The organism is Fictibacillus sp. 5RED26, assembly GCF_015903895.1.
Classification (GTDB): domain Bacteria; phylum Bacillota; class Bacilli; order Bacillales; family Fictibacillaceae; genus Fictibacillus; species Fictibacillus phosphorivorans.
The window spans coordinates 500,432-524,137 of the sequence record NZ_JACZDU010000001.1; the positions used below are offsets into that span (position 1 = coordinate 500,432).

24 protein-coding genes are annotated in these 23,706 nt (G+C 38.1%); 20 read left to right on the plus strand and 4 right to left on the minus strand.

Features of this window, described 5'->3' with window-relative positions; genetic code table 11:
- Positions 1-57 precede the first annotated feature (57 nt).
- Entirely contained in the window at positions 58-1,035 is a 978-nt protein-coding gene (locus IHV10_RS02600) for a DUF294 nucleotidyltransferase-like domain-containing protein (protein ID WP_197127190.1), read from the plus strand.
- Entirely contained in the window at positions 1,032-1,760 is a 729-nt protein-coding gene (locus IHV10_RS02605) for an exonuclease domain-containing protein (RefSeq protein WP_197127191.1), read from the plus strand. Before IHV10_RS02600 ends, IHV10_RS02605 begins: the two co-directional genes overlap by 4 nt.
- A 37-nt stretch (positions 1,761-1,797) precedes the next feature.
- Here IHV10_RS02605 and IHV10_RS02610 read toward each other — a convergent pair whose 3' ends face one another.
- Entirely contained in the window at positions 1,798-2,112 is a 315-nt protein-coding gene (locus tag IHV10_RS02610) for a MerR family transcriptional regulator (RefSeq protein WP_197127192.1), read from the minus strand.
- Positions 2,113-2,408: 296 nt separating this feature from the next.
- Between IHV10_RS02610 and IHV10_RS02615 the strand changes: the two genes are divergently transcribed.
- Together IHV10_RS02615 and IHV10_RS02620 are read left to right on the plus strand one after the other, a co-directional pair.
- Complete coding sequence (locus tag IHV10_RS02615; RefSeq protein WP_370629637.1) at positions 2,409-3,707, plus strand: Nramp family divalent metal transporter; 1,299 nt, start codon at positions 2,409-2,411, stop codon at positions 3,705-3,707.
- A 29-nt stretch (positions 3,708-3,736) separates the two neighbouring features.
- Positions 3,737-4,090, plus strand: coding sequence for a VOC family protein (locus IHV10_RS02620; RefSeq protein WP_197128169.1), 354 nt, complete (start codon positions 3,737-3,739; stop codon positions 4,088-4,090).
- Positions 4,091-4,214: 124 nt separating this feature from the next.
- Here the strand turns inward: IHV10_RS02620 and IHV10_RS02625 are convergent, their stop codons facing one another.
- A complete protein-coding gene (locus IHV10_RS02625) occupies positions 4,215-5,264 on the minus strand; it encodes an NAD(P)/FAD-dependent oxidoreductase (RefSeq protein WP_197127193.1) in 1,050 nt (349 codons plus the stop codon).
- 184 nt (positions 5,265-5,448) lie between these two features.
- Between IHV10_RS02625 and IHV10_RS02630 the strand changes: the two genes are divergently transcribed.
- From IHV10_RS02630 to IHV10_RS23060, 12 genes are all read left to right on the plus strand, one after another.
- Positions 5,449-5,871, plus strand: coding sequence for a DUF1801 domain-containing protein (locus tag IHV10_RS02630; protein WP_197127194.1), 423 nt, complete (start codon positions 5,449-5,451; stop codon positions 5,869-5,871).
- A gap of 78 nt (positions 5,872-5,949) precedes the next feature.
- The gene (locus tag IHV10_RS02635) at positions 5,950-6,096 is read left to right on the plus strand and encodes a hypothetical protein (RefSeq protein WP_197127195.1); all 147 of its coding nucleotides are present in this window, start codon (positions 5,950-5,952) and stop codon (positions 6,094-6,096) included.
- Between the two features lie 339 nt (positions 6,097-6,435).
- Positions 6,436-7,668 carry a peptidase T gene (pepT, locus tag IHV10_RS02640; protein WP_197127196.1) on the plus strand — a complete coding sequence of 411 codons (1,233 nt, stop codon included), beginning with the start codon at positions 6,436-6,438 and terminating at the stop codon, positions 7,666-7,668.
- 60 nt (positions 7,669-7,728) lie between these two features.
- Entirely contained in the window at positions 7,729-8,091 is a 363-nt protein-coding gene (locus tag IHV10_RS02645) for an NUDIX hydrolase (protein ID WP_197127197.1), read from the plus strand.
- Complete coding sequence (locus IHV10_RS02650; protein WP_197127198.1) at positions 8,092-8,571, plus strand: NUDIX domain-containing protein; 480 nt, start codon at positions 8,092-8,094, stop codon at positions 8,569-8,571.
- A 118-nt stretch (positions 8,572-8,689) separates the two neighbouring features.
- The gene (locus IHV10_RS02655) at positions 8,690-9,958 is read left to right on the plus strand and encodes an aminopeptidase P family protein (protein WP_197127199.1); all 1,269 of its coding nucleotides are present in this window, start codon (positions 8,690-8,692) and stop codon (positions 9,956-9,958) included.
- Between the two features lie 636 nt (positions 9,959-10,594).
- Complete coding sequence (locus IHV10_RS02660) at positions 10,595-11,833, plus strand: ABC transporter substrate-binding protein (protein ID WP_197127200.1); 1,239 nt, start codon at positions 10,595-10,597, stop codon at positions 11,831-11,833.
- Complete coding sequence (locus IHV10_RS02665) at positions 11,811-13,484, plus strand: ABC transporter permease subunit (RefSeq protein WP_197127201.1); 1,674 nt, start codon at positions 11,811-11,813, stop codon at positions 13,482-13,484. Before IHV10_RS02660 ends, IHV10_RS02665 begins: the two co-directional genes overlap by 23 nt.
- A 3-nt stretch (positions 13,485-13,487) precedes the next feature.
- Entirely contained in the window at positions 13,488-14,417 is a 930-nt protein-coding gene (locus IHV10_RS02670; protein ID WP_197127202.1) for an ABC transporter ATP-binding protein, read from the plus strand.
- Positions 14,418-14,444: 27 nt separating this feature from the next.
- Positions 14,445-15,098, plus strand: coding sequence for a TVP38/TMEM64 family protein (locus tag IHV10_RS02675; protein ID WP_197127203.1), 654 nt, complete (start codon positions 14,445-14,447; stop codon positions 15,096-15,098).
- Positions 15,099-15,108: 10 nt separating this feature from the next.
- Positions 15,109-15,708, plus strand: a complete 600-nt coding sequence (locus IHV10_RS02680) for a CDP-alcohol phosphatidyltransferase family protein (RefSeq protein WP_197127204.1) — start codon at positions 15,109-15,111, stop codon at positions 15,706-15,708.
- Positions 15,705-17,132: a dihydrolipoyl dehydrogenase family protein gene (locus IHV10_RS23060; protein WP_197127205.1), complete on the plus strand. Its 1,428-nt coding sequence runs from the start codon at positions 15,705-15,707 to the stop codon at positions 17,130-17,132. Before IHV10_RS02680 ends, IHV10_RS23060 begins: the two co-directional genes overlap by 4 nt.
- A gap of 80 nt (positions 17,133-17,212) precedes the next feature.
- On the opposite strand, the gene IHV10_RS02690 is transcribed toward IHV10_RS23060, so the two are convergent.
- Positions 17,213-18,289 carry an FAD-dependent oxidoreductase gene (locus IHV10_RS02690; RefSeq protein WP_197127206.1) on the minus strand — a complete coding sequence of 359 codons (1,077 nt, stop codon included), beginning with the start codon at positions 18,287-18,289 and terminating at the stop codon, positions 17,213-17,215.
- A gap of 174 nt (positions 18,290-18,463) precedes the next feature.
- Here IHV10_RS02690 and IHV10_RS02695 point away from each other — a divergent pair, with 174 nt between their 5' ends.
- The 4 genes from IHV10_RS02695 (at position 18,464) to IHV10_RS02710 (ending at position 23,381) form a co-directional block, all read left to right on the plus strand.
- On the plus strand, positions 18,464-19,543 hold the full coding sequence (locus IHV10_RS02695; protein ID WP_197127207.1) for a diguanylate cyclase: 1,080 nt from the start codon (positions 18,464-18,466) through the stop codon (positions 19,541-19,543).
- 912 nt (positions 19,544-20,455) lie between these two features.
- Positions 20,456-21,694 carry a molybdopterin-dependent oxidoreductase gene (locus IHV10_RS02700; RefSeq protein WP_231619402.1) on the plus strand — a complete coding sequence of 413 codons (1,239 nt, stop codon included), beginning with the start codon at positions 20,456-20,458 and terminating at the stop codon, positions 21,692-21,694.
- 189 nt (positions 21,695-21,883) lie between these two features.
- Positions 21,884-22,378: a GNAT family N-acetyltransferase gene (locus tag IHV10_RS02705; RefSeq protein ID WP_197127208.1), complete on the plus strand. Its 495-nt coding sequence runs from the start codon at positions 21,884-21,886 to the stop codon at positions 22,376-22,378.
- Positions 22,379-22,805: 427 nt separating this feature from the next.
- Positions 22,806-23,381 carry a hypothetical protein gene (locus tag IHV10_RS02710; RefSeq protein WP_197127209.1) on the plus strand — a complete coding sequence of 192 codons (576 nt, stop codon included), beginning with the start codon at positions 22,806-22,808 and terminating at the stop codon, positions 23,379-23,381.
- Positions 23,382-23,387: 6 nt separating this feature from the next.
- Here the strand turns inward: IHV10_RS02710 and IHV10_RS02715 are convergent, their stop codons facing one another.
- Positions 23,388-23,684 carry a hypothetical protein gene (locus IHV10_RS02715; RefSeq protein ID WP_197127210.1) on the minus strand — a complete coding sequence of 99 codons (297 nt, stop codon included), beginning with the start codon at positions 23,682-23,684 and terminating at the stop codon, positions 23,388-23,390.
- Between the last annotated feature and the right edge of the window lie 22 nt (positions 23,685-23,706).

Genomic DNA, 23,706 nt, shown 5'->3' on the forward strand with positions numbered 1-23,706 from the left:
TGGAGAAAAGCATTGGGGTCTATTCCTCAATGCTTTTATCACATAGGATGTGTAAAAATGCCTTATTCACAGATAAAAAAATGGCGTGATAATAAATGGAACGATCATCAAGATTCATCTCATGCTTTAAATGATTTTCATGATGAACTGATGATGAAAGTATTCGATGCAGCTCTTGAAAGGCATATCTCAGAGTTTGGTCCAGTTCCTTGCCGTTATACGTGGTTTGTAATGGGAAGTGCAGGTAGATTTGAACAAGCGATCATCTCAGATCAAGATCATGGTCTGATCTATGAGGAAAGAAACGAAAAAACGAATCGATACTTTATTACATTCGGAAAAGAATTAGCGAATGGGTTAAACGAAGTTGGTTATCCGTATTGTGATGGAAATGTAATGAGCTCAAATCCTATTTGGAGTAAATCAATAATAGAGTGGGAAGAGCAGCTGTCAAAGTGGCTAACTGAAGAGAGCTTTGAGAGTATACGATTTCTTCTGATCTTCTACGATGCGCGAGTGCTTATTGGTGAAGAAGCATATTGCAAGAAACTTAAACAAATCGTACATGATTACATTAAGAAGAATCCGCGTTTTCTAGAACGCTTGTTAGAAAATACACAGCATGTAAAAAAAGCGGTCGGGTTCTTTCATCAATTTTTAACAGAACCACATGGCGCACACGCAGGCAGTATAGAGCTAAAGCAATCAGGTTTCTTTCCGTATGTTAATAATGTGCGTTTGCTTGCAATGAAAGAAAGTCTAGAAGCTACTTCAACTCTTGCAAGACTAAAAGCGCTTAATAACATGTCTAAATACAAACAAAATCTTAGTTGGTGCGCTAAAGAATTTGAAAAATTGCTTCATTACAGGCTGCAGTATCATAAAAAAAATACAGAAAACTATGATGATATACACTACTTAAACATTAAAGAACTCAGTAAAGACGAGAAAAAAGAGATGAAACATATTCTATTAAACGGTCAAAAACTCCAAGAATATACTCAATCCGTCATTAAAGGAACGATAGAAACATGAGGATGAATCCGCTTATTCAATTTATGAAGCAAGTACAGGGGAAAATAAACTCAAGTGTTTATGCGTCGTTACAAGGGCAATCTAGTCCTCAACATGTCGCATTTTTAAGGCAGCTTGAAAAAGAGTTGAAAATGGAAGAGAGTTTAACTGTACCCCTCAATGATTTGAATGTAGTGGTTTTTGATCTAGAAACTACTGGTTTTTTTCCTGAACAAGGAAACCAGATTCTATCAATCGGTGCTGTGAAAGTAAAAGGTGGAGAAGTAAGGCGTGAAGAAACTTTTTATTCTCTCGCGCATTGTAAGGGTCAGCTTTCTCCTGAGATCAAAGAGCTTACAGGAATTGAAGAGAGTGAACTTGAGAATGCGCCTCAATTATCCAAAGTGCTAGTAGATTTTTATGATTTTGCAAGAGGTCATGTCCTCGTGGCTCATCATGCAAGTCACGAAAAGAAGTTTCTGCAACATTATAATTGGAAGCTATTTCGAAGTCAGTTCAAACACCGAATAGTAGATACTTCATTTTTACTAAAAATTGCTGAGCCAAACGTTAATCTTGTTACTTTAGAAGATTGCTGTAAGCATTGTAACGTGCCTGTGATTGATCGACACCATGCCTTAGGTGATGCGAAGATGACGGCTGAGCTTTGGAGTGTTTATGTAGCACGCGTTCAAAAGTTAGGAATTAAGAATTTGAGAGAGGTATATGAACGACTCTCGAGATGAAACAGCTGGCACCTTGAAATGTGGAGCCAGCTGTTTTTTAATTTCTCATATTAAATTGAGCGTTAATCTGTCCGCGAATCATTTTATTACGTTCGTCACGTTTCTGTCTTTTCGTAAGTTCTTTTTTAATCTCAAATGTTTGCACACCATCTTCAATTTGATCAGCAATTTCCATAAGACGTTCGACATCCGAAAAAGAGTATTTACGCGTGCCTTTACCTGTTCTTTCTGGAAAGATCAGTTTTCTTTCTTCGTAGTAACGAATCTTCCGTTCTGATAAACCAGTAAGTTCGCTGATGATACCGATAGACATGACCTTTTTATCTTTATAAGATGATTTATCAACAGGCATTTTGAGCCTCCTATCCTAAGAAGTGCGAAACCAGACAATTCTAAATATTGTTATTTATTATATCATAATGATGTTAGGTTTTCTTACATATATTTTATTCCAATACATTTTTCTTGGTGAATACAATTTTATACCGTTGTTTAGTTTCTTATAAGTATGAAAGAAGTCCTTTTCTAAAGAGCTATTTTAAAGAAGGAATGGGTACAAAAGGAGTTGATAAAATATTCAGACATATGACATAATTAGCAGATGTTCTATTGAAAGCGTTTTATTTAAGGAAGAAGGAGGAGCTGAAATTGAACAATGATCTGAAATTAAACAATGAACTTAATACTGTTGCTGCTAGTGAACCAGTACCACCTCAAACGATGGGTCAAAAGTTAAAAATGATCGGTCCGGGTTTTGTAGTAGCGGCAACTGGAGTAGGTACAGCGGATTTAGTAACTGCCATTGTAATCGGTACCTCATTCGGAATGACTTTTGTATGGGCCATCGTAATTGGTTCTATTTTAAAGTATTTTTTAAACGAAGGAGTTGGCCGCTGGTATCTCGCGACAGGTCAAACCATTCTACAAGGTTGGCATTCATTAGGGAAGTGGGCGACTGGCTATTTTGGTGTTTACTCCGTTATCTGGGGCTACATTTACGGTGCCACCGCAGCGATGACTTGTGGACTAGGTATGCATGCGATGCTTCCGATCATGCCGATCTGGGCTTGGGCAATCGTTCATTCCCTATTAGGTTTTGCACTCGTTTGGACAGGCCGTTACTTGCTTTTTGAAAGAATCATGACGGTATTAATCGGTGTCATGTTTATCACAATTATTGGTACATCATTACTCTTTTTGCCTTCAATTGGTGAATTTGCGGGTGGTTTTGTACCCAAAATGCCAGACGGATCGCTCATGTTAGCTCTTGGATTGATTGGAGGAGTAGGCGGTACGATTACTATGGCTTCTTATGGATATTGGCTAAGAGAAAAGAATTGGAAAGGAAAAGAATTTGTTCCCATTATGAGACTCGATACGAAAGCAGCCTATGTGATTACAGGAATCTTCACTATGGCTGCACTCGTAATCGGAGCTAAGTTCTTATTTGGAACGGATGTAAAGTTAGAAGGAGACCAAGGTCTTCTTAATCTTGCAGAACTGTTAGGTCAAGAATTCGGAACACCGTTACGTTGGTTATTCTTAATCGCGTTCTGGTCTGCTGCTTTTACTTCACTTCTTGGCGTTTGGAACGGTGTGCCTTATCTGTTTGCGGACTTCTTAAGAACAATCAAGACGAACAAGGAAGACTTACATTCGGTTAAGCCGGTTACGGAAAAAGATAAGTCATATCGTGCTTATTTAGCGTGGCTGACTTTCCCTCCAATGCTGATCTTCTTTTTAGGAAAGCCTGTTCAGCTGATAATAATATATGGTGTGCTAGGTGCATTGTTCATGCCGTTTCTTGCAATCTCACTCATTATCTTATTAAACTCTAAAAAAGTTGATGTTGAGTATCGCAACAAGTGGTTAACTAATGCAGTCTTGATCGGGTGTCTCCTCATGTTCGCCTTTTTAGGAATAAATGAGCTGCAAAAGCTGTTTTAAATAGGGAGGACTTTGCTATGAAGAAGAATATCGGAAAAGTTGTAGGTTTTGAACTTAGCAGTCAAGAACCTGAAAAGGCGGTAACTTTCTATCGCAATGTATTTGGGTGGCAGATTGCAGAACCACAATGGGATTATTGGGCAGCTACAACTACTGAAGGTGAAGATAAGAATGTTAATGGTGGAATCGCCAAAGGTCAACAAGATTTTCCACATGGAACTCGTATTCAAATCGAAGTTGAAGTTATTGATGATGCGATTGAGCATGCCGTTCTTAACGGAGCGACTATTGTAAGAGAAAAGATGGAATTTGAAGAGTTTTATCTGGCTTACCTTAATGATCCAACAGGTATTGGTTTTGGATTAATACAGAATAAAAAATAAATTACTAACAAATAAAGCTCAGAGGCTGCTCTGAGCTTTTTAAATATTTAATGGACGATAGATAAAAACACCCGACTAGAACCATTACGGGTTAAAATAAGGTGTTTTGTATTTGAATGATCTATTATCTCACCATCTGCTTGACGAGCTCGCGATTACGTTCTTTAAACACCTCATTATGTGAGGATACCATCGCAACTTTTTGTGCATCAGGCTGGATGAACTGCTTTGCTTTATTTACTGCATTTGCAGCGTCTTGAAAAGCACCAGAGATTAAATTTAGCTTTCCATCATGTTTGAGGATATCCCCAGCTGCATACAATCCTGGAATAGAAGATTCACTATTAGCATTTCCTGCGATATAAAAGTTGTCCGCTAGTTCAATGTTCAATCCGCTGTTACCTAACAGAGATGTATCTTGTTCATAGCCATGGTTAATGATGACTTCATCTATAGGAAGGTAAGAGATCTCACCTGTTTCGTGATTCGTTAACTCAATCTGTTCAATAACTTCATGGTTGGGACACGCAAATAATTTTGAGATCGATGTGTTAAAAATGCAATCAGCACAGCTGTTCATCAATTGTGTTACTTGCGCTTCATGTCCAGCTAGATTTCCTTTTCGATAAGTTAGATACACTTTTTTAGCGATCGGAACTAATTCATTCGCCCAATCGATTGCAGTATTTCCGCCACCTGATATAACAACAGTCTTATCTTTAAAATGCTGAAGGGATTTAACCGTATAGTTTAAGTTTGACACTTCAAACCTTTCAGCACCTTCGATATCTAGTCGTTGAGGATTCAAGATACCGCTTCCAACCGCAACGATAACCGTTTTAGAAAAATGCTGCTCACCGGATGAACCTTGCAAAATAAAAATTCCATTCTCATCTCGTGAGATAGATTCTACTTTTTCATTTAGTGCTACTTCAGGATGAAACGTAAGTCCTTGTTCCACGAGTTTTTCAATAAGTTTTGCACCAGGAAGTGGAGTATGTCCTCCAACATCCCAAATCATCTTTTCTGGATATACATGAATCTTTCCGCCTAACTGCGGTTGAAATTCGATAATTTTTGTTTTCATTTCACGAAGACCACTGTAAAAAGCTGAATAAAGACCTGCTGGACCGCCGCCGATAATGGTAACATCGAAAACGTTATGTTGATCCATAATGTTCGCTCCCTTTTTGGAACATAATATTGATTATCATTCTCAATTAGTAGTATACAATCAGTTTTAAAACTTTACAATCAGGAAATTGAAAGTGTTAGAAAGAAAGGGGATTAGCCGAAGATGTAGAAGGTTTAGACATAGAAGGTTTATCTTCAAAATTCACATTAAAAAGGAGTAATTTATGTACGAACAAAAGACAAAAGAAACCGATCAGAGTGTCGTGGAGTTTATTGAGAGTGTAGATCAACCAAAAAAGAGAGAAGACGCATACAAGCTGCTTGATATATTTACACAAACAACTGGATTTGAAGCGAAGATGTGGGGACCGAGTATTATTGGATTCGGCTCCTATCATTACAAATACAAGACAGGGCATGAAGGGGACGCGCCTCTTGTTGGCTTCTCACCAAGAAAAGCAAAGACCAGTCTGTATTTTGCCCCAGGGGACCCAGGTCGAGCTGAGCTGCTTCAGCACTTCGGTAAGCATACAACGGGTGCCGCTTGTGTATACATTAATAAACTAGCTGATGTTGATGTGAATGTGTTAAAAAAACTAATCAACAATTCTGTTGAGTTTTTGTTAAAAACGTATCCTCAAGAATAGGTATCTGTACGGAGTAACGATCGTCAAGAATTTGTTCGTGCTCTCAGGTTCCTTATTCGTAAAGGAGGTGAGCCGATTATGAAGAAAGGTACTAAACCTAATAAAAGCGGAATGGCAATCGGAATTGCAATTGGTGTAGCAATCGGCATTGCACTTAAAAACGTTGGATTAGGTATTGGTATAGGCATTGCATTAGGAATTGCTTTTGGTCTTGGACCAAAATAGAATGATATTTGAAAAGGAGCCCGATAGGACTCCTTTTTTAATTAATGTTTTTTATGACAGCCGCAGCTTTTCTTCTTCTTTTTCTTGCAACGCTTACATTTTAGATAGATATAGTGTGAAGAAGACTCACATTTGTCTTTTTTCCAACAACCCATTTAAATCACCCCATTATTTTCACAACACCTTTGTTTGGTGCTGGTAATACATCATATGCAGAAAAAGGACAAGTTGATTAGACGTCAAGAGGAGTAAAAACGTACATTTTTTTGTAATTCAGCAATATGTAATGTTTTGTAAAACATGCTATCATAAAGCAAAACACTAGGAGTTGATTGAAAATTGAAACAAGAAATAATGGATCGGTTTATTACATACGTAAAAGTAGATACACAATCTGATGGAAGAAGTGATACGACTCCATCTACAGAAGGTCAGTGGACTCTGGCAAACATGCTTGTTGAGGAACTAAAAGAAATTGGTATGGAAGAAGTAACAGTCGACAAAAACGGATATGTTATGGCGACATTACAATCGAATTCACATAAGGAAATCCCGGTCATCGGGTTTCTTGCACACGTAGATACAGCTACTGATTTTACCGGAACGAACGTTAAACCGCAGATCGTTGAAAACTATGACGGAGAAACGATTATCTTAAACGAAGACTTACATATCGAATTGTCTCCAAATGACTTTCCTAGTTTAATAGATTATAAAGGACATACATTGATCACAACAGACGGCACAACATTGCTCGGTGCAGATAATAAAGCGGGCATCGCTGAAATCATGACTGCGATGAAGTATTTGATCGAACATCCAGAGATTAAGCATGGAAAGATCAGAGTGGCTTTCACTCCGGATGAAGAGATCGGACGCGGTCCTCATAAATTTGATGTGGCAGCGTTTGGAGCAAAGTATGCCTATACGATGGATGGCGGCCCTTTAGGTGAATTAGAGTATGAGAGCTTTAACGCGGCTAGTGTTAGAATTCGTATTTTAGGAAAGAACATTCATCCGGGATCTGCAAAGAATAAGATGGTTAATGCGGCGAAAATTGCGATGGAACTGAATGGTAAGCTTCCTGTTGAAGAGGCGCCCGAGCATACGGAAGGCTATGAAGGGTTCTATCATTTAACGGGTCTAAAAGGTGATGTAGAACAAACGGATATTTCATATATCATCCGCGACCATGACAAGGAACTTTTTCAAAAGAGAAAAGATAGAATGCAAGAGATCGTGGACGAACTGCGTGAAAAGTATGGACAAGATAAGATTCAATTAGATATGAACGACACGTATTATAATATGAAAGAAAAGATTGAACCTGTAAAAGAGATTGTTGATCTTGCTTCTCAAGCGATGAAAAAGCTAAACATAGAACCAAACATCAAACCCATTCGAGGGGGTACTGACGGATCACAGCTGTCATTCATGGGTCTGCCGACTCCAAATATCTTTACAGGCGGAGAAAACTACCACGGCCGTCACGAATATATCTCGGTTGATAATATGGTCAAAGCGACTCGCGTTATCATTGAACTTGTGCAGTTGTTTGAGCAGGAAGCGTAACCTATAAAGCTAACCAACTTTGTTTTGGTTAGCTTTTATCTTTCACTAGGGGGAGTAAAGATGTTAGCGCAAGGTGTTGTTATTTCTGATGGAAAGGTGCTATTAGTAAAACAAAAAGTAAAACGTGGGGACATTGTATGGAACTATCCGGGTGGGGGAGTTGAACCTGGCGAGACTTTCGAACAAGCATGTATACGAGAAGTGTTGGAGGAAACGGGCTATACCGTAAAAATAATAAAACTACTGATTCAAAGAAAAGAAAAACAAGTATTTCTTTGTGAACTAATCTCAGGGACGCTCTCCATTGAAGATGATGAAGACATACTTGATGTACGCTGGATCGACCTACAAGAAGATATGTATTTTGATGATGTTTCAAGACCTGTGGTTGAAATGGTGATAAATAATAGGGAGGTTGTGTAAATGAGCTATCCTATTCGTGTTAGAGCAGGTGCTTTAATTATTGAAAATGATGCGATTCTTTTAATTGAGTTTCATGATGAGAATGGACTTCATTATAATTTACCATCAGGTGGTGTTGAAGCAAATGAATCTGTAAAAGAAGCAGCAAAACGTGAGGTGAGAGAAGAGGCATCCATTGATGTAGATGTAGGTCCACTCGCGTTCACTTATGAGTATGCGCCGCATCTGACAAAAAATAGATACGGAACGATACATTCACTAGGAATGATGTTTGAATGCAACAGGGTTGGAGACTCCGAACCTAGATTACCGGATAAGCCAGATCCGTACCAAACTGGCGTAAAATGGATTCCTCTAGAGGATTTGGAACATATCATTTTGTATCCGAGAGTACAAAATCATATTAAGGAGTATGTTAAACACAAACAGATCAATTCTTTTATTGAAGAACATTTGTTAGATACCTATCAGAAAGTATAGGTAACGCATTTATAAAATTCTGAAAAAAGCTGTTAATGCTATGGAAAAATCTTTATACTATAGATATATATATAAATAAACTAATCAGTCGATTTTAATTATTTTAAGGAGGATCCACATGGAGTCTTATTTTTTTGAACGTAATCGTAGTAGATTAAAAGAATTGGTGCCGAATGAATCATTAACCATTCTTTTTGCAGGAAAAGCTCCGCAAAAATCAGCAGATGAACAATATCCGTTCACACCAAACCGAAATTTTTACTATCTAACTGGGATTTCGGAACAAAACGTGATCCTCGTGCTAAAAAAGAGCGGTGGAAAATTTGAAGAAACACTTTTTATCGTAAAAGCTGATCCAGTCATGGAAAAGTGGGTCGGGAAAACCGTGTCTAAAGAGGAAGCAGAACATCAATCTGGCATAAAAGATATTAAATATGTGGATAGCTTTGAGTCGTTTGTTGCCAGTCAATTCTTTACAAATCAAGCTCAGCACGTTTGTTTAGATCTAGAACGCCGTGGATGGACGGGTGCCCCATCTGAAACATCACAATTCGCAAAACATATTCGAGAGCATTATCCGCATGTGACGATTCACAACGTATATCCTGAAGTTGCTGAACTGCGTGTGTTCAAAACGACAGAAGAGATTCAAAAGATTAAAGAAGCGATCTCCATTACGAAAGAAGGCATCTATAATGTGCTGAAACACGCGAAAGCTGGAATGAAAGAAAATCAGCTCGAAGCACATTTTGACTTTACTTTAAAATCAAACGGTGTGCGTGATTTCGCGTTTAAGACGATTACGGCAAGCGGAAAAAATGCTACGATCCTTCATTATGAGCATAACAACGCGCAAACGAATCCCAGTGAGCTCGTTCTTCTCGATCTAGGAGCACAAAAGGATTATTATAATGCGGATATCAGCTATACGTTTCCAGTAGATGGTAAGTTTACAGATCGTCAAAAGGTTCTCTACAATATCGTACTTAAAGCGCTAAAGGATACGACGGCTATCATTAAGCCAGGTCTTGAATTTGCTGAACTCAATATTCATACGAAAAAAGTGTTAGCAGAAGAGTGCAAACGTATCGGATTGATCGAAAATGATGATGAGATCTCTAACTATTATTATCATGGTGTGAGCCATTTCCTTGGACTTGATACACATGATGTGGGTTCTTACAAAGACCGCATTTTAGAGCCTGGAATGGTGATTACAATTGAGCCTGGGCTTTATATCGAGGAAGAAGCGATCGGTATTCGAATTGAGGATGACATCTTAGTAACGGAGGATGGATTCGAGAACTTATCCAAAGATATTTTCCGTGAAGTAGAAGAAATTGAAGAGTTTATGGCTACTCAAGGTGCTCATGCGGTAAAAGCTTAATAGGTTTTGAAAAAGAGGTCCTTGTCAATGGCCTCTTTTTTTACGCTCTTTTCTAAAGGCTGTTTTCGTATTCATTGTTGCTTTTGACAGTTTTTGATTTCCGTTGCAGATGCTCGCTTTCCGCGGGGCAGGCGGTGAACCACATTCGTACGTTCCACTTTTAAGTGTCTCACCTGGCTAGTTGCAGTGGCTAGCCCCTCGAGGTCAAAAGGTGAACGGTCAATAAGGCAAAATGCGCCTTCCTAGCCCATTCACCTTTTGCTTGTCGGGGCTGGACGAGCCACTTCCACTTTTCTGACTGCCCGCCTTAAGAAGTTCCTTGCTCCTGCGTCTACAAGTGATGCTTCGTAGTAAGCTTCCTCGTCGCATGCCTTGCAAGGAGTATCTCATGTGGTAGGCACGCACCTTCCACTACAATCAATGTCAAAGAAGAAAATAAAAAAGACTTGAAAATAGCCTTTTTTTTCTCGTTTTTCTTGAGATTCATAGCTTTCAATACATACATAAAAAAATATACAAAATTTCTTCAATATTTGTACGTGAGTTGGACAAAAAAAGGGAAACAATAAATTACCAATAAAAAGAATGAACCAAACGAAGAGAAGAAACGTTAGCTTAGTGGAGGGTGAGTATACGATGAAAAAAATGAGATTGTTGGTTTGGGTAATGCTGTTTTTATTCGTGTCAGCATGTTCCCCATCAACGGATGCAGCAAAAGAATCTAAAGCCATATTGAAAAAAGATTGGCGAGAAATTGAAGAGACCACTAACAAGACAGTCAGAATGTACATGTGGGGTGGAGACACAGGAATCAATCGTTATATGGATGATTGGGTCGCTCCACGGTTAAAGAAAGAATATAACATTACATTGAAACGAATACCGATGGATGCACCAGAATTCTTAAAAAAGCTATCAAATGAAAAAAGAGCAGAGAAAGATGAAGGAAACATGGATATCATCTGGATCAATGGCGAGAATTTCAAAAATGCAAAAGACAATGGGCTGTTATTTGGTCCGTTTGTTGATAAGATGCCAAATTACAAAAAATATGTGGATGCTAAGTCATTAGATATTCAATATGATTTTGGAACAAAAACAGAGGGCTTAGAAGCACCTTGGGGAAAAGTGCAGTTCGTTTATCAATATGATGAAGAAAAGGTGCCAAATCCACCTCAATCCTTTGAAGAATTAGCTCAATGGGTAAAAGAAAATCCAGGGAAATTTACATACCCTGATCCTGCAGACTTTACAGGTAATGCTTTTGTTCGTCAATTATTTTATGAATCTAGTGGAAACGTAAAAAACATTTTGGACAATGAATATGATGAGGATTTTGCCCAGAAAAATAGTGTGAAGATGTGGGATTATTTGAACGAGATCAAACCTTATTTATGGAGAGAAGGGAAGACATATCCGAATAATCTAACAGAACTTGATCGTTTGTACAGCAAAGGCGAAGTATATATGACGATGGGTTATAACGAGGCGCGAGCAGAGAAATTAATGAAACAAAGTGTATTCCCCGCAACAACGAGATCGTTTGTTATGAAATCAGGTTCTTTAGGAAATGCTCACTTTTTAGCGATTCCTTTTAATAGTCCCAACAAAGAAGGTGCGATGACGGCTATTAATTTTATGCTATCTCCTGAGGCTCAGTTAACAAAGTTAGACTCGGAATTTTGGGGTGAAAATATGTCACTTGATCCAGCGCGACTTTCATCGGCAGATCAAAAGAAACTTCAAACCATCAAACGTGGAGAATCGGTTTTACCCGCTGAAACTTTAAAAAAATATTTGCAGCCAGAAATAGATTCAGAGTACGTTGCTTGGCTGAAGGAGAATTGGGTTAATGAAGTGGTTCAGAACAAGTAATCCTTATGTACTTTTGGCTCCAGCTGTTCTAATAACCATTCTTCTCCTCGGCTATGGAATAGTAATGGCGTTTCTAGAGAGTATTAAGTACTACAATCAACCAACCTTAAGCGTTTATCGAGAGCTGTTTAGTGATGAAATCTTTATCACTTCTATCCTATACAGTCTTCGAATTGCTTTTATATCAACGATTCTTTCCATTCTAATTGGGCTGATCATTGTCAGATCACTATATCCGATTCTAAAAGATAAGTTTCCAAAGTTAATCGCCTGGATGCCAATGGTCTTTCCACATTTCATTTGGGGTTATATGCTGTTTCTTCTCTTTTCCCAAACGGGGTATATTTCTTCGTTATTAAGTGGAATGGGGCTAATTGACCTGCCCAATGAGTTTCCTGTTCTGTTTAAAGATTCTTTTGGAATAGGTATCATTATCACTTACGTGTGGAAAGAGGTACCTTTTGTCATTCTGATGCTTCTTCCCGTATATGAACAACTATCGAACGCTCAAAAAGAGCTAGTGTATACACTTGGAGGGAGAAGATGGGATGTCTTCTGGCATGTTGAGAGGCCGTACGTTTTTCCTGTCCTGTTAGAGACGTTTTTTATCATCTTTGCTTTTGTTGTTTCCGCTTATGAAGTTCCTGCACTCCTAGGAGCAACCTACCCTAAGATGATTCCTGTCATCAGCTATGACTGGTTCTTTGGATCAGATTGGACAAAACAGCCGTACGCTTTTGCGGCAATGTTTCTTTTGACAATATTTATCGTTCTTATTGTCTTTTTAACATACATGTTCACTAGGAAAGGAAGGATCCACTTATCTCAAAGCTCTGGATCATTTCACGATGTAAAAGCAGAAAATAGTAAGTATTCAAGAGTCCTGTTTTTTACTATGTTAGGAATGACGTTTCTGCCTATATTCATACTAGTTTTGACTAGTTTTGTCCAAGAGTGGGGATATGGCGAGCTCCTTCCAAGCTCATTTACGACCCGAGGCTGGTACGAAATGCTATGGCATGGCTCAAAATTTATAGAGGCGATCTATACTTCGTTAGGCATCAGCTTGCTAGTATTATTGCTGAATCTATTGATTGGACTTCCAGCTGCGAAAGGTCTGGCGTTTCATATCTTCCAAGGTAAAAGTGTAGTAGAGACGTTATTATTGTCACCTATCCTAATACCTTCTATTGTAATTGCGCTTGGTGTACATCTAACTTTTATTAAGCTTGGAATTGCTAATCATTGGACAGGAGTAGTCATTGTCCACCTATTACCAACTCTTCCTTACACGATTAAAGTGTTGCGCGCAGGATTTGAGCGAATCGGCAAAAGACAGGAAGAAATTGCGGTTTCTCTTGGTGCTGGTGCATGGGGGATATTCCGAAATGTTTATTTGCCACAGCTCATTCCGAGTATCCGAAGTGTTGTTTTTCTTGTTACTGTGATTTCACTCGGACAGTATTTTTTAACCGCACTTATCGGCGGTGGAGAAGTTAACACGATGGCAATCTTATTCTTTCCTTATTTTCAAACAACAAATGATGCAGTAATCGCAAGTTTTTCGTTATTATTTGCCATGATACCTATAGCTGTGTGGCTGTTAATCGAAGGTGCTTTGAGACTACTTATTCCAAAACAACCGAGGTGAAGGATGGAATCTCATTTTATTGAATTAAGTGACATCAGAAAAGTTTACAAAGATAAAGAAGTACTGAATTTGAACCAACTGAGTGTAAAAAGGGGAGAGATTATTTCCGTAGTCGGTCCTTCGGGTACTGGAAAATCTACTTTACTTCGACTGATTGCTGGATTAGAGAAGACAGACACTGGAGAGATCAAGATTGATGGTGAATATTTAACAAACGTACCTCCACAAAAAAGGCCGGTAGTCTATATGTTCCAAGAATCACTTCTATTTCCACACATGAACATCTTAGAAAATGTAGCTTTTGGACTAAAGATGGCAAAAGTCAGTAAAAATAAGAGATATGATAAAAGTAAAGAAATGATGAAAAGAGTGGGCTTAGAAGGTTTAGAATCTCGTTTTCCTCACGAGATTTCTGGTGGTCAGAAACAACGAGCAGCTTTGGCACGGTCTCTGATCGTACATCCTAAAGTTCTTTTATTGGACGAACCTTTCTCCAGTCTAGATATGGAACTTCGAAAAGAGACGAGGAGATGGATCAAACATCTATTAAAATCGGAAAACATAACCGTTTTGTTCGTCACGCATGATTTGGAGGAAGCGATGGCTTTTGGAGATCGTGTAGCCGTGTTAAATGAAGGTAAGCTCGAACAGCTCGACAGTCCACATGTTTTATATGAATCTCCTATTAATTCATTTGTAGCTTCGTTTCTTCAAGGTGGCATATGGACAAAAGAGCGCTTCATCCCCGTAAGCTGTCTTAAGATGGGACGAAATGATGATCAAAATGGAAGAAGTGCTGAAGTGATAGAAACCTATTATCAAGACGGAAAGTTTCATAGTGTTTTATCTATCGAACATTCAGAGGCTGTAATTACACTAACAACTGAAGAAAAGGTGAATGTTGGTGAACAGGTAAAGGTTTACGAAGGATAAGTGGTGTTAAGATTGGAGAAATAAGAGATGAAGAAGACGACTTTCTCTATTATATTTTTTGTTATTTTGGTTGTTTCACTCATTGTTTTGAATCAAACGGTTCTAGACGTTACTCCTCGATCAGTTCGAAGATGGATCTTAACAATGGGAGCTGTGGCACCTTTCGTATATGTTTTATTGTATTCCGTTAGACCTTTTGTTTTGTTTCCTGCTTCTGTTCTTTCTTTGACAGGAGGTTTAGCATTTGGGCCGGTGTGGGGATTCATTCTTACTCTTACTGGAGCTACGATTGGCGCTCTTCTTGCCTTTTTTGCTGCAAGAAAGATAGGGGCTCGTCGAATTGAATCTAGATGGGGAAGGAAATTGCACAAATTACAGAACGTGCTAGAAAAGAATGGATTTTTAGTCATCATCCTACTTCGGCTTATTCCGATTTTTCATTTTGATCTGATTAGTTATGCAGCGGGGATGTCTAAAGTAAAAAGCATCCAATTCTTTTTCGGGACATTAATAGGCATTGTTCCAGGAACTTTTGCTTATACGTTTCTAGGTGCGAGCACGGCAGCTGATACTTCAACCATCCTTTATATTGCAATATTTTTATTTATTATCATTACAGTTCTTCCCGTACTATATAAAAAACAGATCAAACAATACTTATCGGTGGAAGATCAGAAGTGAGGAGAAGTATATGCTAGATACTCATGCAAGAAAGTATGTGCAGCCGACTATTCTGAGTACGGCAAAGCTATTATTGAAAGCGGGACTTAGTGCGAATCAAGTTACTTGGATCGCTTTTATCATTGGGACTTCATCAGGTGTTTGGATCTATTTTGATAGACCGATCCTAGCTGTATGTGTCCTATGGTTTTCAGGGTTTCTCGATGCAGTTGATGGTTCGATGGCACGACTTACAAAACCATCTCCTTGGGGAACTGTATTAGATATTACGTTTGATCGGATTGTAGAGATAAGTGTGATCATTGGATTAGCGCTTGCGTTCCCTGATTCACAGCTAGCACTTTTGCTATTATCCGTGTCGATTATCGTTTCGATGACAATCTTTCTTACAGTAGGGGCAGTGAGTGAGAAGCAAGGCATGAAGTCATTCTACTATCAAGCAGGTTTAGCTGAACGGACAGAAGGCTTTATCTTGTTCAGTCTAATGATCTTATTCTCTAATTATTTGACGCTCATAACATTATTATTTTTTGTGATTGAACTTTATACAGCATTGCAAAGATTGTTTGAAGCTAAGAAAATCTTGCAACACAAGGAGAGAGAGATGTGAAGAAGTATGATGTTGTCATTATCGGCGGAGGTGCTGGAGGGCTTACAGTAGCTTCTGGAGCTAGTTCACTTGGCGCGAAAGTAGCACTAATAGAAAAAGAACGGCATCTAGGTGGTGACTGTCTTCACGTTGGCTGCGTACCTTCAAAAGCTCTTATACAAGCTTCAAAGGATATTTTTACTGCTAGAACCAAAGCGAAGGAACTTGGTCTTGATGTTTCTGGATCTGTTGACTTAGGAAAGGTAAATGAGCGTGTACAGCAATCCATACGTGTGATCCAAAAGCATGATAGTGATGAACGGTTTACGTCACTAGGTGTCGATCTGTATAAGGGAACGGGAACATTCACTTCAGCAAACACTGTGAGAGTTGATGACCAAGAGATATACGGGAAAAGGATTGTAATTGCTGCCGGTTCACGACCTCTCGTACCGCCGATTGAAGGTTTGCAGGAAGCGGGGTTTTGGACGAACGAAAACTTATTTGAGCAAAGAGAATTGCCAGAGAAGCTTGTTGTGATTGGCGGTGGTTCCATAGGGCTGGAACTATCACAAGCTTTATCACGTTTAGGTTCCAAAGTTACTATAGTTGAAAAGGGAAAGAAACTCCTATCAACTGAGGATGAAAGTATCCAAAAAGCAGCGCTTTCCATATTGGAGAAGGAGTTAACGATTCAGTTAAATTCAGAAGTCAAAAAAGTAGAAATAACATCAAACGGAAGAAAAAGAGTCACGATACAAAAAGGTAATGAGCAATATACAGAGGAATATGACCAGATTCTTTTGGCTGTCGGTAGACAGCCGAATAGCAAAAGTTTGAATCTGAATGTTGCGGGGGTATTTCAAGATGAGCGAGGATTCATCCCAACAAATGAAAAGTTGCAGACGAATGTACCTCATATCTTTGCAATCGGAGACATTAACGGCAAATTTGCTTTTACACATGTAGCTGGGGAAGAAGGAAAAGTTGTCGTTCAGAATGCAATCCTTGGTGTACCAAAGAAAATGAGCTATGATCACATTCCCTGGAATATTTATACCCAACCTGAGATTTTTCATATAGGCATGACGGAACAAGAAACGCGAAAGTTAGGAATTAAGTTTTCGGTTTATGAAGTTCCTTTAACAGATGTTGATCGGTTTATCTCAGATCAAGAAGCGGATGGATTGATAAAAATTATTACCGACCAGAAGGGTAAGATCCTAGGTGGGCATGCGATAGGAAATGGTAGTGGTGATTGGATGCAGGCTGTTATTTTTGCAATGAAAAAGGGGAGCAAAATTGGAGACCTTTCACAGATGATCTATCCATATCCTAATCATGCCGCTGCTATTCAACGAACCGCTGATTTATACTGGAGGAGTAAGTTGTTTAGCGGAACATTACCAAAACTAACAAAAAAGTACATCAGTTGGTTTAGATAGAGTGGTACGAGCAGAAAATGTTCTGCTCGTTTTTTTGAGGACTTAATCAAAAGAATTTCATAAATAAATTGTGGCTTGAATTAAAGGTGCTTGTTCATGAATTTTTGATCAATTCTATTCTTTAAGCTCCATGCCCATTTTCCATAAGTGACAAAATCACCATAAGTAAATAAACCGTGCTTTTCACCGGTCGAAAGGATAGAGACGAACTTTTTTTGTGGTTTGAACGGTACTAGTGGTCTGCCTGTGATTAAACGCTTAATATTTTTCCATAAAACAGGTCCTTGTCTAACCGCATAGACACCATTCTTCGGAAGATTAGGATAATCAGCCAAAGAGACACAATCACCAGCTCCAAACACATACGGATAATCAGCGTTCTGTAGTGTGTCATCAACGAGTAAATACCCTTTTTTGTCAGTCGAAAGCAATGCTTGTTTAAATAGAGAGCTTGCTTTTGGTCCGGTTACGGGCAGGATTGCTGAATACGCTATCTCTGTATCCTTATCAGTAATGATGATGTTGTTCTTCAATTTCTCTATCTTTTCATTTTCGTAGTATACGAGATTATGGTCATTAGCAATTTCTCTAATTTTCTGTGTCGCTTTGTTTCCATAAGATTGAAGAAGTGGAGAGGAGCTTATCAAGGTTACCGGGTTTTTCAAACTTTGATTTTGTCGCCAAGCGAATGTCGATAGGGCAAGCTCTACTCCAGCAGAACCACCTCCGACAATAACAGGGTTTTCGCTTGAGCGAAATTCTTTAATCTGCTCTATAAAGCGGTAGTTTGGTTTAATGTTCAAGCCAACAGTTTGGGTTAAGTCCGATGAGATCCCAGAACCAATATCAAAAGAAATCACATCAAAGTAATAGATTCCTCCAGAAAACCCTAATAACACTTTCTGCATGGGATCAAAAGAGATGATGGTGTCCTCTATAAACGAGACAGAGGCTCGACCGCATAAAGACTCTAAATCAATACGGATTTCATCTTCGTCATAAAGACCTTCTGTAAATCCTGAAAACATCCCTGAATAATATTGATATTTTGACGATGTAATAAGTGTAACTTCTAAATCACTAATTTCTTCATGCAAAAGACTACGGAGAATGGAAAGGTGAGCATGTCCACCACCGATTAATAAAAGCTTTGTCAATATGAACACTCCAGTTAAATTGATGAGTATTTTTACTTAATCATATAAGGATGATGTAAATCGTGCGAATGATTTGTTTAATTAAAGGTAAAAAAAGAGAAATGTAACAAATGAGTTGGTATTAATGTTAGTTTTTGGATGTATTATATGGTATTTTACTAGATGGTGATAAAAATGATAATTGTTAAACAGCTTTTTGCTAATCTTGCAATTTTAGTCGCACTATTGTTTCTGTATACCCAAATTAAGAGAGATCCACCGCTTAGAATGAATTCTTCTATAAAGAAAAAGCTCACAACAGGAGTTGCAGGGGGACTGTTCAGTAATATCCTCATGCAATACAGTATTCCGATCGGTACAACTCTGATTGATCTTCGACATATCCCGATTATTCTACTAGCCTATTTTGGTGGAGCAGTGCCGGCATTAGTAGGTATGGCTTTGGTTATTGTGGGGCGTTTTTTAATTGGGATAAACATCTCATCTTATACTTCAGGTTTGTTGATGATCGCTATTACATTGTTTGCTATCATAATTGCAAGAACGAACTTGAGTCATCAGATAAAAAAATGGTCGATGCTAACTTTTGCAAATCTATTAACTACCCTCTTATTTTTCTATCTGATTAAAGACCCGCAGTTGCTACTTTACTTAATTCCTGGGTATTGGTTCGTGTCGTTTCTCTCAGGTTATGTAGCGTTTCAGGTACTACATATTTTATTTAAGAGTCAGATGATGTTTGATAAGTATAAAGCAGAGTCTACGATCGATCCATTGACGGGGCTAAACAATGTAAGAAAATTTGATGAAGTATTTAACAGTTGTATGGCAGATCTTGAAAAGAAGAAAAAGCTGTCATTACTGTATATTGATATCGATTTCTTTAAAAAAATTAATGATACTTATGGGCACTCAGAAGGTGATGTTGTTTTAAAAGATTTAGGATTAATCCTTAGATCATGCGCACGGCCAACGGACATTGTCAGCAGGAACGGCGGAGAAGAATTTACTGTTTTACTCGTAGATTGTTCACTGGATCAAGCAAAAAAAATTGCGGAAAGAATTAGGACAACCGTGGAAGAGCATGCATTCCTCTTAAACAGTGGCACAGAAGTGAACATTACGGTTTCAGTTGGATTATCTAACTTTCCTGAAACAACAACGATTGGAAGTTTGGTGATTAAAGACGCAGACAAAGCACTATATGAAGCAAAGAGAACAGGCAGAAATAGAGTGTGTATTGCTAAACAATAGAAGATATAAAGAAAGGAACGAGGATTATGTCGTTCCTTTTTTTTCTAGAATGAAATAGAGTTGTTATTGTCGTTGACTCCTGGTGGTCCGATGGCGACGACGCTAATATTTCTGCAATCAATAATAAAAGTGCGTGTAATTCCTAAATCGTCTATATAAGAAAAGTAAGCGCAGCAGGAATTCGAATCAAACTTCAACAGTTGAAATATAGTGGAGCCTTCATGCAATTCTCCTGTAAGTTGAATAGGGTCCCGTGTTCCTTTATTTAAAAGAAATATAGATGGATTCATACTGGCATCACAATTCGTGGAAAGTTTCTCTGCTAGTTCCTTTAAAACACAACATGCACATCCACTGCATTTTGAATGGTTTGAACAGCCACAGTTTTTTAGCATAAGTGCTCCTCCCCTTTATTGAAGCGGTACGATTCCACTGATCTCGTGACAGTCAACTGCGACTTGCAATGTAACAGTATTTTGTTCAATTCTGATTTCAAAGAATGTACAGCAACTTTCTGGATCAAACCTAAGAAATCGAAAAGGAATTGGTGTTTCGCCGACTGGTTGATTTTGACCTTTAGGAAGAATGTAGAAAAACTGATTATTTGCCGTACATCCATCTGTACAATCTTCGTTTAGTCTCCTGAAAATTTCACATATACAGCCATCGCAGTTATTCAAATCATTCTTTTTTTCCAAATGTGACGGATGATGCTGTGAGGCAACAGCGGAGTGACAGTAATAATTGAATATTAAGTATTCAAGAAGAGGGAAAAGGCTTTAAAATAGTGAATTTATATATTTACTGATCGATTTGTTCGTTTTTTTCGTATTCTTTCTATAGTTCTTTTACGACATTCATAAGTTTAGATTGCATCTAATAAATCATGCTAAAGAAGGAGAGAAGGGTAGAATGAACATTAAAGGCTTATTTCAGCAGAACATGAATTTTGGTAAGAAGTTAATCCGCCTGCACCATATAAACGCTCTCCTTTTTTTAGTTTTAAGTGTAACGGGCTTTGTTTTATTTTCATCTTCATTCCGCTCAACACTTCCAACATTCAGAGTATGGATAAAAGATATCCATATCTGGATCGGCATCGTTTTTTGTTTGCCCCTCCTTTTTTATATACCTAAAATGCGAAAACACTTAAAGTCTTTAAGTAAAAAGAAAGAACACCGTGTGAACCTGTATATTGTACTTAGTATTGTAACTGTACTGATCATAACCGGGCTGCAGCTTACGTTTCATCGCCAATTTCCACCAGTCGTAAGTTCTGTATCTTTATTTTTTCATGATGCTGCAACATGGTTCGGGGTTCCTTACGCCACGTATCACAGCATAACGCGAAGCAAGTGGTTTAAACGATTAACTGCAGGCAAGACTGTCGATCTGCCTAGGGAAGAACCAATGATTATTAGTGAAGAGAATCCGATCTATAGAAGACGGACATTTTTAAAACTTTTAAGCGGAAGTATTATTGCAGTAGCGTTTCTGCCTTCATTCTTAAAATGGATCAAACCATTTTTGCCTGAGAATGCAGGAAGTAATGAACAAGCTTTACCAGATGGAAACAATTTAAATCCGCTGCCAAGTCCAAGTCCAAAGTCTGCCCCTCCTGTTGGTGGTGGACGAAGAGGGGAATTCCGCTATTACACCGTGACTGAGATTCCTGCGATCAATAATGATAATTTCAGCTTAGCGATTGATGGACTTGTAGAAAGAAAACAAAAGTGGAATTGGAATCAGTTTGTGAACGTACACCGTGATGTGCAAGTCAGCGATTTTCATTGTGTGACAGGATGGAGTGTATATGACGTTACATGGGAGGGAATTCCTCTTAAGAAATTGTTACAAGAAGTAGGTGTGAAGGAGAAAGCAAAGTATGTGAAGTTTTATTCGGCTGATGGCGTGTACACGGATACGCTTACGGTTGAGCAGGCGATGATGGATGACATCATGGTGGCTGTGTTGATCGATGGTAAACTGATTTCACAGAACAACGGAGGACCAGTCCGATTAATCGTACCTAAAATGTATGCATACAAATCCGTAAAATGGTTGAATCGAATTGAGTTAATACAAAAGGAGCACGTTGGGTATTGGGAAAAAAGAGGATATGACAAGAATGCCTGGGTAAAATCAATCTAAAGTTAAACAACCACCATTAATTTCACGGTAACTTCTCATATATTCACGGATAGCGTTAATAATTTCACGGATAACTCTCATAATTTCACGTATAAAATTTTTTATCCGATTTTCGACAAATCCCCCTTCTTTTCCATGAAAAGGAGTATTAAAATAAATGAAAAGCAATGTGATGAAGGGGCAAAGGGAATGGAAATTGTTGAGATACGGAATGTTGACGAATGTACAGACGAGCTTTCTGATCTATTAATAAAAGTAGTACAAGAAGGAGCTTCCATCGGATTCTTGCCTCCGCTAAAAAAACAAGAAGCTGATGATTTTTGGAAAAGCTGTGTGAGTCCTGACATCATGTTTTGGGTTGCAAAAATAGATGGTGCGATCGCAGCCACCATTCAGCTTCACTTGTGCAAAAAACCAAACGGCACTCATCGTGCAGAGGTAGCGAAGCTGATGACACACCCAGCGTTCAGACAAAAAGGAATCGGGCGAAAACTGCTGCTTCACGCAGAACAAAGAGCAAAAGAAATTGGACGGTCACTGCTTGTCTTAGATACAAGGGAAGGGGATCCGTCAAATCTACTATATCAGTCGTTTGGTTTTCAAGAGGCTGGGCGAATACCTTTTTTCGCTAAGAATGAAAAAGGTGGATTAGACACAACCATCTTGTACTATAAAACGATTTGACTCATAACTTTTTGCCGTCACTAGATGAAGATATTGCTCTTCGAGTGCGGCATTTTTTTCGTTCTTAATGTTACATAAAGTGTGATTATAAGTAGCAAGTACAATCTTAATTCCTCCCAATACGAGGTAAGTTAACGAATTTGCCATAAGATTGTTACGAAAGTATGAAAATCCTTATTTTTCCTATTATTAAATCCCCATTCCTTTACAATTAAATTGAAGTATAGGTAAAGGAAGGAAGGGGTTTGTTTGGATCGCCAACTATTAATCTCAATTGTCATAATCAATATTTTATTTGAGAGTTTATTTGTTTACTTATTTCTATTGTATAAGAAAGGAAAAATAGATCATAACCCAATATTATTACTTCAAAAAGGAGTGGAACATTTTATATCATGCCTTCTTTAAATGGAGAACCAAAAAACGTATGATGATTCAGAATGATAGTTACCTCTTTCATAAAAACTCCAACTATTTTTATCTATTTCTTGCATTAATCCACGAGCAGATCATTGAGATGATCGTGTTTCATATTTACCTAAAAAAAGAAGAGCCTGATATAGCTCTTATTATGCTAGTTTTACATATTTACAGTGTAATTTACATGTTGGGTGATTATAACTTATTGAGAAATAACCCATTTCGTATCACCAAAGATAAAGTAGTGATGAAAATTGGTGCTAGACGATCTCTATATTTCGATTTAAGCCAGATTGACTATATACAGCCTGCCTCAATAAAATACAACAAAAGTGGAGGTATCATAAATGAAAAGAAAGTATTCCATGCTACCGCTTTTCCTAGAATTCTAACTATAATATTTGGAATAAGTGACGAATTGAAATACGAAATTATATTAAAACAGCCTGTAGATGCACGAGGTTACTTCGGACAAAAACAAAAAACAAATAAGGTATTGCTCTATATGGATAATTCTTCCGAGTTTGTCAATGAACTTCAAAACCGGCTGGATATTACCGCCACAACAACTAAATTAGTATAGCGGTTCCTATCGATAAGGCTTTTCAGGATTTCGATTCCGAAAAGCTTCAATTGAAATAAGGTATGAGAAATAAACCCCGATTGCTGCATTGCCATAAAACACACCTATGAATATCCCTGCCCATAGATTTCCTGGATGAGCAAAAACTATTGATATGAATAACCCTAAGACATTAGCGATAGAATTTAGCCATGTACGAAGTTTAGGAAACAAGACCTTCAAAGTAATTAACACTAGAATGATGATTGGAACCGCGATAATAGCATCCCAAAAATTTGTATGGACGACCGGAAACTCTTCCACTTTACATGCTCCTATTCTGCAA